The organism is Metamycoplasma gateae (genome assembly GCF_036352135.1).
GTDB lineage: Bacteria > Bacillota_I > Bacilli_A > Mycoplasmatales > Metamycoplasmataceae > Metamycoplasma > Metamycoplasma gateae.
Genome location: NZ_CP143578.1, coordinates 137,923 through 151,964, shown reverse-complemented (window position 1 = coordinate 151,964; position 14,042 = coordinate 137,923). Strand labels below are relative to the sequence as shown.

Below are 14,042 nucleotides of genomic sequence, written 5' to 3'. Positions count from 1 at the left end.
ATTATTTTCTCCTTATCCTAATAATATATTAAACTAATTTAATAATTGCCATTTTTGCATTGTCACCAGCACGATTATTAATTTTAACAATTCTTGTGTATCCACCATTTCTTTCTTTATATTTAGGTGCTAAAACATCAAATAAATATTGTAATGAATCTTTATTTTCAACTTTTGATGGAATAAGTCTTAAAAACTTAGCTGCTTGTCTACGTGTTGAAAGTGTATTTTTTTTGCCTAATGTAATCATTTTTTCGGCATTTGATCTAATTCTTTTTGCTCTTTCTAATGTGGTTTTTACTTGTCCATTAACTAATAGGTCTGTTACTAAAGATCTCTCTACATGGTTTCATCATTCTGTATTTCTACGGAATACTTGTTTTGGGTTAGCCATTATTCATCACCTTCTTCTAGATTATTAATTTGATCTAATGATTCAATTATGAAATCGTCGTTTTGTTCAACTGTTTGACCAGTTCTTTCAAGTCATTCATTTCTCTTTTGAATAATATCTTCAATAGATTTTTTACCTAAATTTTTAATATTTGATAAATCTTCATCGCTTAATTTAATAATTTCTTCAACAGTATTGTATTTAGCTCTTCTTAAAGCGTTTAATGATCTTATAGTTAAGTTTAATTTTTCAATAGGAATTGAAGACTTAATGTCTTTTTCTTTTTTCTCTTTATTATCTTCAAACAATTTAACCGTTTCAAGCGCATCTATATTTCCAATAATTTGGAAATGTGCAACAATTATTTTAGCAGCTTGTTCGATTGCATCTTTTGCTTGTAAGGTTCCGTCTGTTTCAATATTTATTTTTAATCTTTCTTCAATTAATTTTGAAGATGAATTTAACTCTTCAAATGATATAGCACACTTTTTAACAGGGCTAAAATCACTATCAATAGCTAAGAACTGTCCATTTTTTATTGATGATTCTAATCTTGATCCGTAATGACTAATTACGCTCTTGTTTTCTTCGAAATCAATAAAACCACGGCCTTTTCTTAAAAATAAATCAAACTCAAGTGATCCGCCTTTTGCGATATTTGCAATGTATTGATCTTTATTAACAATATCTAATCCTGGAACACTAGGAATATCATAAGCAAAAATTTCGCCTTCTTTATTAGACTTAAATGAAATTTTTGCTAAATTTTCATTTTCAAATAATTCTGGGTTATAAACGAAACGAATATTTCTTATATTTCTAACAAGTGTTATCGCATCTTCTTTTAAACCACTAATTGTTTGAAATTCATGTTCTACATTATTAATCTTGATAGCAAACGGGGCAACAGATGTAATTGAAGATAGCAATGTTCTTCTTAATACTGTTCCCATTGTATTTGCATAACCTCTTGCTAAAGGCTCGATTACAAATGTTGTATTAAAATCATTAATTTTTTCAGCGACTAATTCTTTATAAGTAATTTTTTGAATTTTTTCCATAATATCCTCTTTTATTAATGCTTTCTATTTTTCTCTTTTAAGAATCTTCTTTGGAGGACGAGTACCATTGTGAGGTGTAGGAGTTACATCCTTAACATCTTTTATTGTAAAACCACTTGTTTCAATTTGTTTACGGGCTGTTGATTTTCCTGGACCAACACCTTTAACTAAAATTGAAACTTCTTTTAGACCAAATTCTTTTGCTTTTTCAACAGCTGCAGCTGCTGCTAAACCAGCAGCATATGGAGTTTTTTTCTTGGTTCCTTTATAACCAATTGCTCCAGATGAAGATCATGCAAAAACATTACCTTTTAAATCAGAAAAAGAAACGATTGTGTTTTGGTATGTTGAATGTATATGAGCAATACCTTGTGTAACAACTTTTTTATTCTTCTTAGCCATTATTATTTACCTTTCTTTCCTGCGATTGTTTTTCTTGGACCTTTTCTTGTTCTTGCATTTTTCTTTGTTGATTGACCTCTTACAGGTAATCCTTTTCTATGTCTAATACCACGATATGATTTAATTTCCATTAATCTTTTAATGTTTAAATTAATTTCTCTTTTTAAATCACCTTCTGTAGTATATTTTTTAGCTTCATCTCTGATACGTGTTAATTCTTCTTCTGTTAATTCTTTTACTCTTTTTTCTCCATCAACATTTGCATCAGCTAAAATTTGCTTAGCAATTGTTGGACCAATACCAAAAATATATGTTAGAGAAATACGAGCTTTTTTATTATTTGGAATTTCTATATTTAAAACTCTAGCCATTTTATTTTATCCTTGTCTTTGTTTATGTTTTGGGTTAATGCAAATTACTCTATTAACACCGTGTCTTTTAATTATTTTACAGTCTTTGCAAATACGTTTTATCGATGCTCTAACTTTCATATAATTTCTCCTTAATTATTTATGGCGAAAAACTATTCTACCTAATGTTAAATTAAAAGGACTGATTTCAACATCAACTAAATCTCCAGGGATTAATTTGATATTATGTAATGACATTTTTCCTGAAATATATGCTTTTATTTCTTGATCATTTTCTAATAAAACATCATAGTTTTTTGTTGAATGCATTTTAGTGACTTTACCAGTCATTTTAATAACTTCTTCTTTTTTTTCTTTTTTGTTTTTTCCCATTAAATGTTATCTCCTGATAATATATAAGCTTCACCATTATCTATTAAAATGGTTTGCTCATAGTGAGCAGTATTAAAACCCAACGGATCAATAACTGTTCAATTATCTTTTTTAATCATTATTTTTTTTGATTTTTGTAAAATCATTGGTTCTATGCAGATTACCATCCCATTTTTAATAATAGGACCTGTATTAGGAATTCCATCATTTGAAATATATGGGTCTTCGTGTAATTGTTTACCAATTCCATGACCACAAAACTCATCTGGGGTAAAATATCCATTTTGTCTAATGAAATTACCGATTGCAGCCGAAATATCACCTATTCTTTTTCCGACTTTTATTGCATTAAAACCTGCATAAAAAGCGTCTTTTGCTACCTTAATTAATTTTTCGTCAGATTCGGTTATATTTCCAACTCCTTTTGTAAAGGCTGAATCAGAATAATAACCTTCTCAAATAACTCCGGTATCAATTTTAATAATATCTCCTTCTTTTACAACATAATCAGAAGGGATACCGTGAATTAATTCTTCATTAACTGATATACAACAAGTTCCAGGAAAACCATACTGACCTAAGAAAGCTGGCTTTCCGCCTCTTTTTTTAATTTCTTTAAAAGCGACGCTATCAATTTCTTTTAAAGAAACACCTGGACTTATAAAGTCTCATAATATTTTTTTAACTTCTGCCAGGATTGAGCAGGCTTTTTTGATTTTTTGAATTTCGATTTGATTCTTAATTTTTATCATTTTAAAGCCTTTATAACGTCTTCATAAACTTTTTTAAGCTCTTGATAGCTATTTATTTCAATCACTTTATCTCTTTGTTTATAAAAATCAATTAAACATTTAGTTTGTTCATTGTAAATAGAAAGACGTTTTAATACTACATCTTTTTCATCATCAGCCCTTTTTACAACTTCAGTATTACAATGCTTACAGAATTTTTCATCTACTGGTGGAAATGATTCTAAATGATATATTGTTTTACAACTTGGGCAAATTCTTCTTTTTGATAATCTTTCAATAATTTGCTCATTTGTAATTTGTAACAAGATAACCTTATCGATATATACACCTTTTTTCTCTAATTTTTCTAAGAACTCAGCTTGATCTATTGTTCTTGGAAATCCATCTAAGATAAAAGGTATTTTTTGACCTACTAAATTTTTTAATTTTTCTTCAACTAGATGATTAGTGATTTCATTATCTACATATTTGCCTGAATCTAATATGCTTTTAATTTTTAATCCTAATTCCGTCTTATTTTTTATTTCTTGTCGAAACATGTCACCTGTTGAAAGCTGGAAATAATTAAAGTGTTGAACTATTAAATTTGCAACCGAACCCTTACCAGCTCCAGGAGCCCCAATGAAAATTAGGTTTGGTTTGCTAGTTTGGATTTTATTAGCATCACAACAACAACTTTTTATCATATTAAATCCTCTTCTTCACCATAAACTTCTTTTAATTCTTTAATCATTCTTCTTTTTCTTGCAAGTTCTTGAGATTTATATCTTGCATGAATTTGTTGCACTGTTTCTGTGGCTGTTGAAACAAGAATCATTATAGATGTCCCACCAAAAGCGATGGGAGCTGGCATTCCAAACATTTGTTGAATAAATTGTAATGCCCCTAATATTATTAAATAACCAGCTGAGAAAAACGATAATCTTAGTACGGTATTTAATAAATAATTTTCAGTTTGTTCGCCAGGTCTAATTCCTGGTATAAAAGTACTACTTTTTGCAAAATCTTCACTTATCTTATCAATTTTAGATTGTTGAATACCCATTAATATAGTTAACCCAAATGTAATGATAACAAATAAGAAAAATCCTAATGGTTGAGTAAGTTGAAGATTTGAATAAACTCATTGGTAATATCTGCTAGTATCTGGATTAAATAAACCAGCAATCATAGTTGGTACCGAAAGCACCATCATTGAAAAAATTACAGACATTATACCAGCGGGGTTTGCTTTAATTGGTAAATAACTTAATTCTTTTTCACTTTTTGACAATCCGGCACCAACTTGTTGGATAGGAACCTTTCTTTCAGCAAGAGTGAATATCACCACTACAAATATTACTAATAAATATGCTAATAAATAAACTATAAAGTTTAATGTTTCTTTCAAAATAACAGAATTATTATTTTTAACAGAAGGCATATAGTATTCAAAAGCGTGCCTGAAAGTTGGAACTAATGAACTTGCAATACCTACAAAAATAATTAAACTTGTTCCGTTTCCTACACCTTTATTAGTTATTTGTTCTGATAGAAATAAAGAGAAAAAAGATCCTGCTACTAATAACAAAGGAAGAATAATTCATTGGTAGGCAAATGTTCCTTTTTCACCCAATGAATTAGTTATATTTTCTGAAAATCTAATTCCAAAATTATCAGTAGGATTTAGCAATGCTCTAGTTATTAATATTGCCTGAAATATTGCAAAAAATAGCGTTGCTGTGTAAGTTATAAAATTAATTTTTATTCTTCCTACGGGTCCTGATTGACTTAATCTATAAATAGCCGGAAAAGCCTTTGTTTGTAAAATCATCATAACCAGAGATGAAGATATAAAAGGACCAATTCCTAATGCAACAATGGAGAATCTTCTTAATCCTCCACCACCCACTAAGTTTAAGATACCAAAGAAATCACCTTGGTTCAATTTATCTTGATGTGCTAATTCAACACCTGGTAGCGTAATCGTACCAGCAGCTAAGAAAAGGGCGATAATAAATAAAGTGAATAAGATCTTTTTGAAAAGACCATGGTTTTTTCATCACTCAGATCAAGAGTTTCTTTTTTGAGCAAAAAACTTATCAATTGCAAGTTTTCTCTCAACTCTTTTATTATAAATTTCCTTTTCTACTTTTGATTTTTTAGCCATTATTGAACCTCGATTTTTCCTCCGACTTTTTCAATAGCATCTTTAGCTGATTGTGAAAGAGTTGGAATTGTAACTATTAATTTTTTTGTTAAAACTCCTCTTCCTAAAATTTTAACAGGTAATTTTCCCTTAATAAGGTTTTTAGCTGCTAATGTTTCATATGAAACAATTTCGTTGTTTGCAAATCTTTCTTCTAATGAAGATAAATTTACTACTTGATATTCCACGTGGTTAACATTATTAAATCCACGTTTTGGAATTCTTCTAAATAGTGGTAATTGACCACCTTCAAAACCTAGTCTAACTGTACTTCTTTTTGTTTGTCCACTTTGTCCTCTACCAGCTTGTTTTCCCTTACCAGCAGCATGTCCACGACCTACACGATGTTTAACTTTTCTTGAACCAGGTGTTGCTTTTAATGTATGTAATTTCATAAAATAATAACAATCTCCTTAATTTTAAAATTCTTAGTTTATTTTGCTAATAAATGTTTAACATCAATGTCACGCAATTTAGCGATTTCTTCAACTGTTTTTAATTTTTTAAGAGCATTAACAGTTGCATGAACGATATTTTGTTTTGTTCTTGAACCGTATGTCTTAGTTGAAATGTCTGTATAACCTGCTAGTTCAACAACAGCACGAACTGTGTTAGAAGCAACAATACCCGTTCCTTTTGGGGCTGGACGTAATTGTACTCTTGAAGCTAGGAATTTTTCTTTAATTTCGTGTGGAATTGTTCCTTTAACTACAGGAACATTGAAAACGTTCTTTTGTGCATCTTTAACTGCTTTTTTAATTGCATCTTGTACTTCGTTAGCTTTTCCGTGTCCAAATCCAACTTTTCCTTTTTTATCTCCAACAACAACGTATGCTGAGAATGAAAATCTTCTTCCACCTTTAACAACGGTTGTTACTCTGGCGATATCAATAACTTTTTCTTCAAATAATTTTACAGCTGGTGCTTGGTTAAATTGTTTTCTAGGTGCAAATGTTCTTTTTTCAGTATTTGGTTTTAAATTTTCTTTAACTTCTTGCTTTTTAACTGCTGAAACAACTTTTGTTCCTGTTGCTAATTCAGCATTTTCTTTTCTTACTTCTTCAGCCATTAGAATTTAATCCCTTCTTCTCTCAGTGTGTCAGCAAATGCTGCTAATTTACCATGATAAATATAACCTGAACGGTCAAATACTATTGTAGAAACTTTTGCATCTTTTAATTTTGCAGCAAAACCTTTTGCTACTTCTTTAACTGCCTCGATATTATTTCCTTTTGTACTTAATTGTTTTGTTGAAAATGAAGCTAATGTTGTATGTGATAAATCATTAACTGCTTGTGCATAAAAATGATGTAATGATTTAAATACAACTACACGTGGTCTTTCTTGTGTTCCTTTTGCTAATTTATTTGTAATTTTTAAATGTTTAGCTTTACGTTTTTCATTTCTTGATAACATAATAATCTCCTATTTAAAACTACTTAGCAGCAGTTTTTCCTTCTTTACGTCTAATAACTTCATCTTTGTACATAATTCCTTTACCTGAGTATGGGCTTGGACGTCTAATATCTCTGATATTTGCAGCAAATTCACCGACTGATTGTTTATCGATACCTGAAATAATAATGTTTGTTGGTTTTGGTACTTCAACTTTTAAGTTTGATGGTATTTGTTTAACTACATTATGTGAGTAACCTGCAATAACTTCAATTTCATTTCCCTTAAGTGTTGCTTTATAACCAACACCTTTGATTTCGATTTCTTTTTTGTAACCTTGTGAAACCCCGATTAACATATTATTAATATTTGCGTTTGTTGTACCATGTAATTGTTTTGTAGTTTTTTCTTCATTAGCTCTTAAGGTTTTAATTTCATTATTTTCAATAACTACTGAAATTAATGGTGAAAATGTATATTCTAGTTGCCCTAAACTACCTTTGATTGTAATATGGTTCTTTTCTAAATTAACTTCAACTCCAGAAGGGATTGATAAAATTCTTTTTCCAATTCTTGACATATAAATTTACCTTGAATTTTATTTATAAGCAATTATCAAATAAATGCAATAACTTCGCCACCTAAGTTGGCTTTTCTTGCTTCTTTATCAGTTAATAAACCTTTAGAAGTTGAAATAATAGCTGTACCATATCCACTTAAAACACGTGGTAATTTATCTGCTGATGAATATACTTTTAAACCTGGTTTTGAAATCTTTTTAATATCAGTAATTGCAGATAGATTTTGATTCATTCCTTTGTATTTTAATGAAATCTTAATTTCCTTAAAACCAAATTCATTTGTTAAAACTTCGTATGAAGTTATGTAACCTTCTTTTGAAAAAATTTCTAATATTTTTTCTTTCTTGTTTGAATGAGGAACAACTACTTCGTGATATTTTCTTGAAATAGAGTTTTTAATTCTTACAAACATATCTGCTATTGGATCTGTAATAATAGCCATAATTATCAGCTCGCTTTCTTTACACCAGGAATTTTTCCTTCGTGTGCTAATTCTCTAAAACAAATTCTACAAATTTTATATTTACGCAATACTGCGTGTACTCTTCCGCAAATTTGGCAACGTGTGTATTTTCTTACTGAGAATTTTGGTTCACGTTCCGCTTTAATCATTAATGCTTTTCTTGCCATTGTAATTCTCCTTAATTGTTACCTTTTGCAAATGGGATTCCAAGTTTTTTTAGTAATGAAAATGCTTCTTTATCTGATTTAGCACTTGTTACTAAAATAATATCCATACCTTTTAATTTACGAATTTTATCGAATGAAATTTCAGGGAAAATAATTTCTTCTTTGATACCTATTGCATAGTTTCCGCGGCCATCAAAACTTTTTAAACTTGTACCGTTAAAATCACGTACACGAGGTAATGCAACGTTAATTAATTTTGTTAAAAATGATCACATTTTTTCACGTCTTAATGTAACTTTTCCACCCATTGGCATGCCTTCTCTTAATTTTCAAGATGCCAATGATTTTTTAGCTACTGTTTGATATGGTTTTTGACCTGTAATTTGAGAAAGTTCAACCATAACTTCTTCAATAGCTTTTGAATTTGATACTTCATTTCCGGCTGTCATGTTGATAACAATTTTTTCTAAACGAGGAGCTTGCATTACTGATGAATAACCAAATTCTTTAACTAATTCTGAACGAACAGATTCTAAATATTTTTTTTCTAATTCTAATTTAGCCATAATAATAATTTCTCCTTATTTATATAACCTTGTTTACTTTTTTCATAACTCTTTGTTTTTTACCGGTTTTTGCATCAACTTTTCATCCAATTTTCGTTCCTATTGATTTTTGTCCTTGAGCTCCTTTTTTAGCTAGGTAAGAAACGTTTGAAACATGAATTGGAAATTCTTTTTTCTCAATTTTACCTTCTGTATTTTCTTGTGAAGGTTTGTGGTGTTTTGTTTTTATATTAATTTCTTTTAGAACAACAGTTTGTTTTTTTGTATCTGTTGATAAAACAGAAGCAAATTTACCTTTTTCTTTTCCAGAAATAACTAAAACGATATCGTTTTTTCTAATTTTAGCTTGAGACATAATTATAAAACCTCCGGAGCTAATGAAATTATTTTTAAATATCCTTTTTCACGTAATTCTCTTGCTACTGGACCAAATACCCGTGTACCTCTCATGGTACCATCTTCTTTAATTAAAACTACTGCGTTATCATCAAATCTGATGTATGAACCATTATCTCTAGAAATACCTCTTTTTGTTCTAACGATAACTGCTTTTAAAACTTGACCTTCTTTAACTACACCATTAGGAATTGCTTTTTTAACTGTAACTACTACAACATCACCGATGTTTGTGCTTCTTACAACTGAACCACCTAGGTTCTTAATAATCATAACTTCTTTAGCACCTGAGTTATCAGCTACATTACATCTTGAAAATTCACTAAGCATTTTCATTTCCTCCAATAGCGTGAGATTTAATTTCAACTAATCTAAAATGTTTTGTTTTTGAAAGTGGTCTTGTTTCTTGAATTTCAACAACATCACCGATTTTTGCTTCATTTTTTTCATCATGAACAGCAAATTTCTTAGATACTTTGAAACGTTTTGAGTATAATGGGTGTTTTTCGTATGTTTCTACCATAACAGTAATAGTTTTTTCATTCTTAGTACTAATTACAGTTCCAACAAGTTTTTTACGACGATTTTCTCTAACAACTTGTTCCATTATTTATCTCCTTCTTCTTTTTTTGCATTTAGGGCAGTTAATGTTCTTGCAATATCTTTTTTAACTAAATTAATTTTGTGGGTTTGATCTAATTGACGGGTTGCATTTTTGAAACGTAATGAAAATAATTCTGCTCTTAATTCAGTTAATAATTTAGTTAATTCTTCAACTGATTTTTTCTTTAATTCTGTGTATGACATAATTATTTTTCTCCTTCATTAGTGGTTTCTGATTCTTTTGCAACTATTTTTCAAGTAACAGGTAATTTGTGACCACCTAATCTTAATGCATCTTTCATTGTGTCTACTTGGTTTCCACTAACTTCAAACATCACAGTACCTTCTTTAACTACTGCAAATCATTGATCTGGGCTACCTTTACCAGAACCCATACGTACACCAATAGGTTTAGATGTTTTAGACATGTGTGGGAATATTTTAATAATAACTTTACCTTCACGGCCCATTCTACGAGTAATAGCGATACGGGCTGCTTCTATTTGTCTTGCACTAATTCATGCTGATGATGTTGATTTTAAACCAAATTCACCAAATGAAACTGTGTTATTTCTGTGTGCTTTAGTTTTGTCATGACGGATACGAAACATTTTTCTATGTTTAGTTCTCTTTGGTTGAAGCATGTTTTTCTCCGCCCTTTCTTACTAATCTTGGTTTTCTTTCGTTTTTATTTTCTAAAGCACTTGCTTGTGATTTACCGTTTTCTAAAATTTCTCCAAGTGAAACTCAAACCTTGATACCTAATATTCCATATGTTGTTTTTGCTCTTGCTACTGCATAATCAACATCTTGTCTTAAAGTATGTAATTTCATTTCACCTTCAGTATAACCTTCTGTTCTAGCCATATCAACACCATTTAAACGGCCTGAAACTGAAGTTTTAATACCTTTTGCACCGGCTTTCATAGCACTTTTAATAGCAAATTTTTGTGCTAATCTAAAGCTGCCACGGTTTTCTAATTTAACTGCAATGTTTTCTGCTAACAATCTTGCACTTAAATCTGGGTTTTTTAATTCTATTACATCAACTGTAATATTTAAATCTTTGTTTTTTAATTGTTTTTTAAGAGCTAATGTTAAAGCTTTAATGTTATCGCCATTAGTTCCTAATAATGCAGCTGGCTTAGCTGTATAAACATAAACAATAACATTTCCTGCTTGGTTTCTCTTAATTTGAACATTTCCTATTAAATATTCACGAACTTTTTTATCAAAGAAATCATAAATCTTTTGATCTTCTAGTAATAAGTTAGCAAAATTTGCTTTGTCTGAATATCAAACGGTGTTATGAGCTTTTGTTACGCCATAACGGAAACCATTTGGATTAACTTTTTGACCCATATTATTTTGCCTCCATATCTAGTTCGTTGTTTAATTCGATTAATTCAATGTAGAAGTGACTTGTTCTTTTTAAAATTGGGTATGCTCTACCACGTGAGTGAGGTTGAAATCTTTTTAGAGTAGGACCATCATTAACTAAAATTTTTGAAACAACTAGTTTTGTTGCATCTAATCCATAATTGTTTGTAGCATTTGCGATTGCTGAATTTAGAAGTTTAAGAATAATTGATGAAGCTTTTTTATTTGTTGTTTGTAAGATAACTAATGCTTGTGTAGCTGTTTTATAACGAATTAAATCTGCAACTAATCTAGCTTTTCTTGGGCTAATTCTTTGCATTTTAACTGATGCCTTAACTATTTGAGCCATATTATTTCTTTCCTTTTGCTTTATCAGCACCGTGACCGTTGAATGTTCTAGTTGGTGCAAATTCCCCTAATTTATGACCTACCATATCGTTTGTTACAAACACATCAATAAACGCATGACCGTTGTGTACTTGGAATGTTAAACCGATAAATTCTGGGTAAATTGTTGAACGTCTTGATCAAGTTTTAATAGGACGTTTTGGAACTTTATTATCAATAATAGCTACAACTTTTTTCATTAGATGATCATCAACAAAAGGTGCTTTCTTTAATGAACGAGACATTATTTACTTTCCTTTCTTCTTCTAATAATAAATTGGTTAGATGATTTTTTAGTTGCTCTTGTCTTAACTCCAAGTGCTTTCTTACCTCATGGTGTCATAGGTGATTTTCTACCGATTGGTTGTTTACCTTCACCACCACCATGTGGGTGATCATTAGGGTTCATAGCAGAACCTCTAACTGTTGGTCTTATACCTCTTAATCTATTTCTACCGGCTTTACCGATATTAACTAATGAGTGTTCTTCGTTTCCAACCTCACCGATTGTTGCACGACAAACACCAAGAACTTTTCTTACTTCACCTGATTTTAATCTTAAAATAATGTATTTTCCCGATTCATCTTTACCTAAGATTTGAGCTGAACTACCTGCTGAACGAGCGATAATTCCACCTTGTTTTGGTTGTAATTCGATGTTGTGAACAAATGTACCTTCTGGAATGTTTGATAATGGTAGGTTATTACCAATTTGAATATCAACATTTTCACCTGAAATAACTTTTTGTCCAACTTTAATGTTTTTTGGGCTAATAATATATCTTTTTTCCCCATCACGATAAACAATTAAAGAAATATTTGCAGATCTGTTAGGATCGTATTCGATTGTTTTAACAGTTGCTTCAATTCCGTCCTTGTTGTATCTTTTGAAATCAATAATACGATAAAATCTTTTTAATCTACCACCGTGGTGACGAGTTGTAATTTTACCTTGATTATTTCTTCCTGAATGTGAAGGAAGTGCAACAAGCAATGATTTTTCTGGTTTATGCCCAGTTAGATTTGCTTGATAGTCTAGAGAAGACATATTACGACGACCATTAGTATAAGCTTTAAATTTTTTAATAGCCATTTGTCTTTTTCTCCGTTTCTTAAAAATATTTGTTGTATTTGTCTTTTAAGAAAAAATCTAATTTTTCATAATTTATGTTAACTAATAATCTTATAGGTGTTCAAGATTATTATTTTTCTTCTTTTTCTGATTTTTTAGCTTTTGCTTCTGCAGCTTTTTTAATTTTTTCAGCTGCTTTTATTTCAGCATCAGAAATTTCTTTTACTTTTTCAGTTTTTGTTTCTGCATTTTCAGCTTCTAAAGCTTTTTTAGCTTCTTTAGCTTCATCAGCAAATAAAACTATTTTCGATTTTTCATCTAAATATACAATAGCTTTTTTAATAGCATTTTTGAATCCTGAAAATCTTCCCAATCTTGCAGGTTTCTTATCGTAATTAATAATATTTACTTTTTCAACCTTAACATCAAAAATAAATTCAACAGCTTTTTTAACTTCAACTTTGTTAGTTCTTTTATCAACTACAAAAGTATAAACATTTTTATTTGTTCTGGCAATTTCTGATTTTTCAGTTAAAACTGGATATTTAATAACTTCATTAATATTCATTATTTAGCCATCCCTTCTAAGAATTTAACATCTTTTTCACTAATTACTAGTACATCAGCAGCAACTAATGCTTCGATTGATAAAGATGATACTTTTGATACATTTACATTAGGTAAATTTCTAGCTGATTTGAAAACAACTTCGTTTGAAGATACGATTAAGATGTTATTTAAATTAATTAAATTATCTTCATTTAATTTAACTAATAATGCTCTTGTTGAAATTTTTTCTAATTCATATTCTCTAACTAAAACTGAGTTTGCGTTTGCTAGCATTGTTAATGCTGAGAATAAAGCATTTTTTCTAGCTTTTTTATTAATTTTTAAATTGTAATTTCTTTCAGTTGTAGGACCGAATGCTCTACCACCACCAACAAAAATTGGGCTTCTTAATGAACCAGCACGAGCATTTCCTGTGTGTTTTTGTGGTCATGGTTTTTTACCTGTTCCACTAACTTCACCACGTGATTTAACTTTATGAGTAGCTAAACGTTTTGATCCTCTCTCAACTAAAATAGCATCGAATATTGATTGTGTATGAATTTTTTCTAATCCAAACACGTTTTTTGGTAAATCACTAGCTTCTTCTTTTTTAGAAGATTTTGAAACGGCTTTATCTACTAAATTTTCACTTTCTATAAATTCAATAGCTTTTTCATTTTCAACGTGAGCTTCTAAAACTCTGTTAGCAATAATTCTTGCTTTTTCTAAATTAACACTTCCACTATAAGCACCATTACGGTGGAATCAAACACGTGTATCATTTTCTGATTTTTCACTAACATTTATAAATTCATTTACTGCATCTATAAAATTAGCGAAATTTCCCGAAACTTTTTCCTTAGCTTTTTTGAAGTTAAATGAAATGTTTCTATCTTTATCAAATGTCTCTGAGATATAGTATTTATCAACAACTGTAGCCATA

The 14,042-nt window shown here is 29.8% G+C and carries 27 protein-coding genes; all 27 read right to left on the bottom strand.

Annotated features, from left to right (window positions below):
* Positions 1–28: 28 nt before the first annotated feature.
* Complete coding sequence (gene rplQ, locus V2E26_RS00715; protein ID WP_330463541.1) at positions 29–394, bottom strand: 50S ribosomal protein L17; 366 nt, start codon at positions 392–394, stop codon at positions 29–31.
* The gene (locus V2E26_RS00710) at positions 394–1,455 is read right to left on the bottom strand and encodes a DNA-directed RNA polymerase subunit alpha (protein WP_330463540.1); all 1,062 of its coding nucleotides are present in this window, start codon (positions 1,453–1,455) and stop codon (positions 394–396) included. The genes rplQ and V2E26_RS00710 overlap by 1 nt, the downstream gene beginning before the upstream one ends.
* A gap of 24 nt (positions 1,456–1,479) precedes the next feature.
* A complete protein-coding gene (gene rpsK, locus V2E26_RS00705) occupies positions 1,480–1,857 on the bottom strand; it encodes a 30S ribosomal protein S11 (protein ID WP_004416977.1) in 378 nt (125 codons plus the stop codon).
* Between the two features lie 2 nt (positions 1,858–1,859).
* Positions 1,860–2,228: a 30S ribosomal protein S13 gene (gene rpsM / locus V2E26_RS00700; protein ID WP_004416979.1), complete on the bottom strand. Its 369-nt coding sequence runs from the start codon at positions 2,226–2,228 to the stop codon at positions 1,860–1,862.
* A 6-nt stretch (positions 2,229–2,234) separates the two neighbouring features.
* Positions 2,235–2,348 (bottom strand): 50S ribosomal protein L36, encoded by a 114-nt coding sequence (gene rpmJ, locus V2E26_RS00695; protein WP_002881082.1) that lies wholly within the window; start codon positions 2,346–2,348, stop codon positions 2,235–2,237.
* A 15-nt stretch (positions 2,349–2,363) separates the two neighbouring features.
* Positions 2,364–2,600 carry a translation initiation factor IF-1 gene (infA, locus tag V2E26_RS00690; protein WP_330463539.1) on the bottom strand — a complete coding sequence of 79 codons (237 nt, stop codon included), beginning with the start codon at positions 2,598–2,600 and terminating at the stop codon, positions 2,364–2,366.
* On the bottom strand, positions 2,600–3,352 hold the full coding sequence (gene map, locus V2E26_RS00685) for a type I methionyl aminopeptidase (protein WP_330463538.1): 753 nt from the start codon (positions 3,350–3,352) through the stop codon (positions 2,600–2,602). Before map ends, infA begins: the two co-directional genes overlap by 1 nt.
* Positions 3,346–4,038 (bottom strand): adenylate kinase, encoded by a 693-nt coding sequence (locus V2E26_RS00680; protein ID WP_330463537.1) that lies wholly within the window; start codon positions 4,036–4,038, stop codon positions 3,346–3,348. Before V2E26_RS00680 ends, map begins: the two co-directional genes overlap by 7 nt.
* Positions 4,032–5,501, bottom strand: coding sequence for a preprotein translocase subunit SecY (secY, locus tag V2E26_RS00675; RefSeq protein ID WP_330463536.1), 1,470 nt, complete (start codon positions 5,499–5,501; stop codon positions 4,032–4,034). The genes V2E26_RS00680 and secY overlap by 7 nt, the downstream gene beginning before the upstream one ends.
* Positions 5,501–5,935, bottom strand: coding sequence for a 50S ribosomal protein L15 (gene rplO / locus V2E26_RS00670; RefSeq protein WP_330463535.1), 435 nt, complete (start codon positions 5,933–5,935; stop codon positions 5,501–5,503). Before rplO ends, secY begins: the two co-directional genes overlap by 1 nt.
* Before the next feature lie 38 nt (positions 5,936–5,973).
* On the bottom strand, positions 5,974–6,609 hold the full coding sequence (gene rpsE / locus V2E26_RS00665) for a 30S ribosomal protein S5 (RefSeq protein WP_330463534.1): 636 nt from the start codon (positions 6,607–6,609) through the stop codon (positions 5,974–5,976).
* The gene (gene rplR, locus V2E26_RS00660) at positions 6,609–6,956 is read right to left on the bottom strand and encodes a 50S ribosomal protein L18 (RefSeq protein ID WP_330463533.1); all 348 of its coding nucleotides are present in this window, start codon (positions 6,954–6,956) and stop codon (positions 6,609–6,611) included. The genes rpsE and rplR overlap by 1 nt, the downstream gene beginning before the upstream one ends.
* Before the next feature lie 19 nt (positions 6,957–6,975).
* Positions 6,976–7,515, bottom strand: coding sequence for a 50S ribosomal protein L6 (gene rplF, locus V2E26_RS00655; protein ID WP_330463532.1), 540 nt, complete (start codon positions 7,513–7,515; stop codon positions 6,976–6,978).
* A gap of 32 nt (positions 7,516–7,547) precedes the next feature.
* The gene (gene rpsH / locus V2E26_RS00650) at positions 7,548–7,958 is read right to left on the bottom strand and encodes a 30S ribosomal protein S8 (protein WP_330463531.1); all 411 of its coding nucleotides are present in this window, start codon (positions 7,956–7,958) and stop codon (positions 7,548–7,550) included.
* A gap of 2 nt (positions 7,959–7,960) precedes the next feature.
* Entirely contained in the window at positions 7,961–8,146 is a 186-nt protein-coding gene (locus V2E26_RS00645; protein ID WP_004417000.1) for a type Z 30S ribosomal protein S14, read from the bottom strand.
* Positions 8,147–8,157: 11 nt separating this feature from the next.
* Positions 8,158–8,712 (bottom strand): 50S ribosomal protein L5, encoded by a 555-nt coding sequence (gene rplE / locus V2E26_RS00640; RefSeq protein ID WP_330463530.1) that lies wholly within the window; start codon positions 8,710–8,712, stop codon positions 8,158–8,160.
* 19 nt (positions 8,713–8,731) lie between these two features.
* On the bottom strand, positions 8,732–9,067 hold the full coding sequence (gene rplX, locus V2E26_RS00635; RefSeq protein ID WP_330463529.1) for a 50S ribosomal protein L24: 336 nt from the start codon (positions 9,065–9,067) through the stop codon (positions 8,732–8,734).
* Positions 9,068–9,069: 2 nt separating this feature from the next.
* Positions 9,070–9,438 carry a 50S ribosomal protein L14 gene (rplN, locus tag V2E26_RS00630; RefSeq protein ID WP_330463528.1) on the bottom strand — a complete coding sequence of 123 codons (369 nt, stop codon included), beginning with the start codon at positions 9,436–9,438 and terminating at the stop codon, positions 9,070–9,072.
* Positions 9,431–9,715 carry a 30S ribosomal protein S17 gene (gene rpsQ, locus V2E26_RS00625; protein ID WP_004417011.1) on the bottom strand — a complete coding sequence of 95 codons (285 nt, stop codon included), beginning with the start codon at positions 9,713–9,715 and terminating at the stop codon, positions 9,431–9,433. Before rpsQ ends, rplN begins: the two co-directional genes overlap by 8 nt.
* Complete coding sequence (rpmC, locus tag V2E26_RS00620; protein WP_330463527.1) at positions 9,715–9,915, bottom strand: 50S ribosomal protein L29; 201 nt, start codon at positions 9,913–9,915, stop codon at positions 9,715–9,717. Before rpmC ends, rpsQ begins: the two co-directional genes overlap by 1 nt.
* Positions 9,916–9,917: 2 nt before the next feature.
* Positions 9,918–10,355 (bottom strand): 50S ribosomal protein L16, encoded by a 438-nt coding sequence (gene rplP, locus V2E26_RS00615; protein ID WP_330463526.1) that lies wholly within the window; start codon positions 10,353–10,355, stop codon positions 9,918–9,920.
* Positions 10,333–11,073, bottom strand: a complete 741-nt coding sequence (gene rpsC, locus V2E26_RS00610; RefSeq protein ID WP_330463525.1) for a 30S ribosomal protein S3 — start codon at positions 11,071–11,073, stop codon at positions 10,333–10,335. Before rpsC ends, rplP begins: the two co-directional genes overlap by 23 nt.
* Before the next feature lies 1 nt (position 11,074).
* Entirely contained in the window at positions 11,075–11,440 is a 366-nt protein-coding gene (gene rplV, locus V2E26_RS00605) for a 50S ribosomal protein L22 (protein WP_330463524.1), read from the bottom strand.
* 1 nt (position 11,441) lies between these two features.
* Complete coding sequence (gene rpsS / locus V2E26_RS00600; RefSeq protein ID WP_330463523.1) at positions 11,442–11,723, bottom strand: 30S ribosomal protein S19; 282 nt, start codon at positions 11,721–11,723, stop codon at positions 11,442–11,444.
* Positions 11,723–12,571: a 50S ribosomal protein L2 gene (gene rplB / locus V2E26_RS00595; protein ID WP_330463522.1), complete on the bottom strand. Its 849-nt coding sequence runs from the start codon at positions 12,569–12,571 to the stop codon at positions 11,723–11,725. Before rplB ends, rpsS begins: the two co-directional genes overlap by 1 nt.
* A 109-nt stretch (positions 12,572–12,680) precedes the next feature.
* Positions 12,681–13,118 (bottom strand): 50S ribosomal protein L23, encoded by a 438-nt coding sequence (gene rplW, locus V2E26_RS00590; protein WP_330463521.1) that lies wholly within the window; start codon positions 13,116–13,118, stop codon positions 12,681–12,683.
* Positions 13,118–14,041 (bottom strand): 50S ribosomal protein L4, encoded by a 924-nt coding sequence (rplD, locus tag V2E26_RS00585; protein WP_330463520.1) that lies wholly within the window; start codon positions 14,039–14,041, stop codon positions 13,118–13,120. The genes rplW and rplD overlap by 1 nt, the downstream gene beginning before the upstream one ends.
* Position 14,042: the final 1 nt, after the last annotated feature.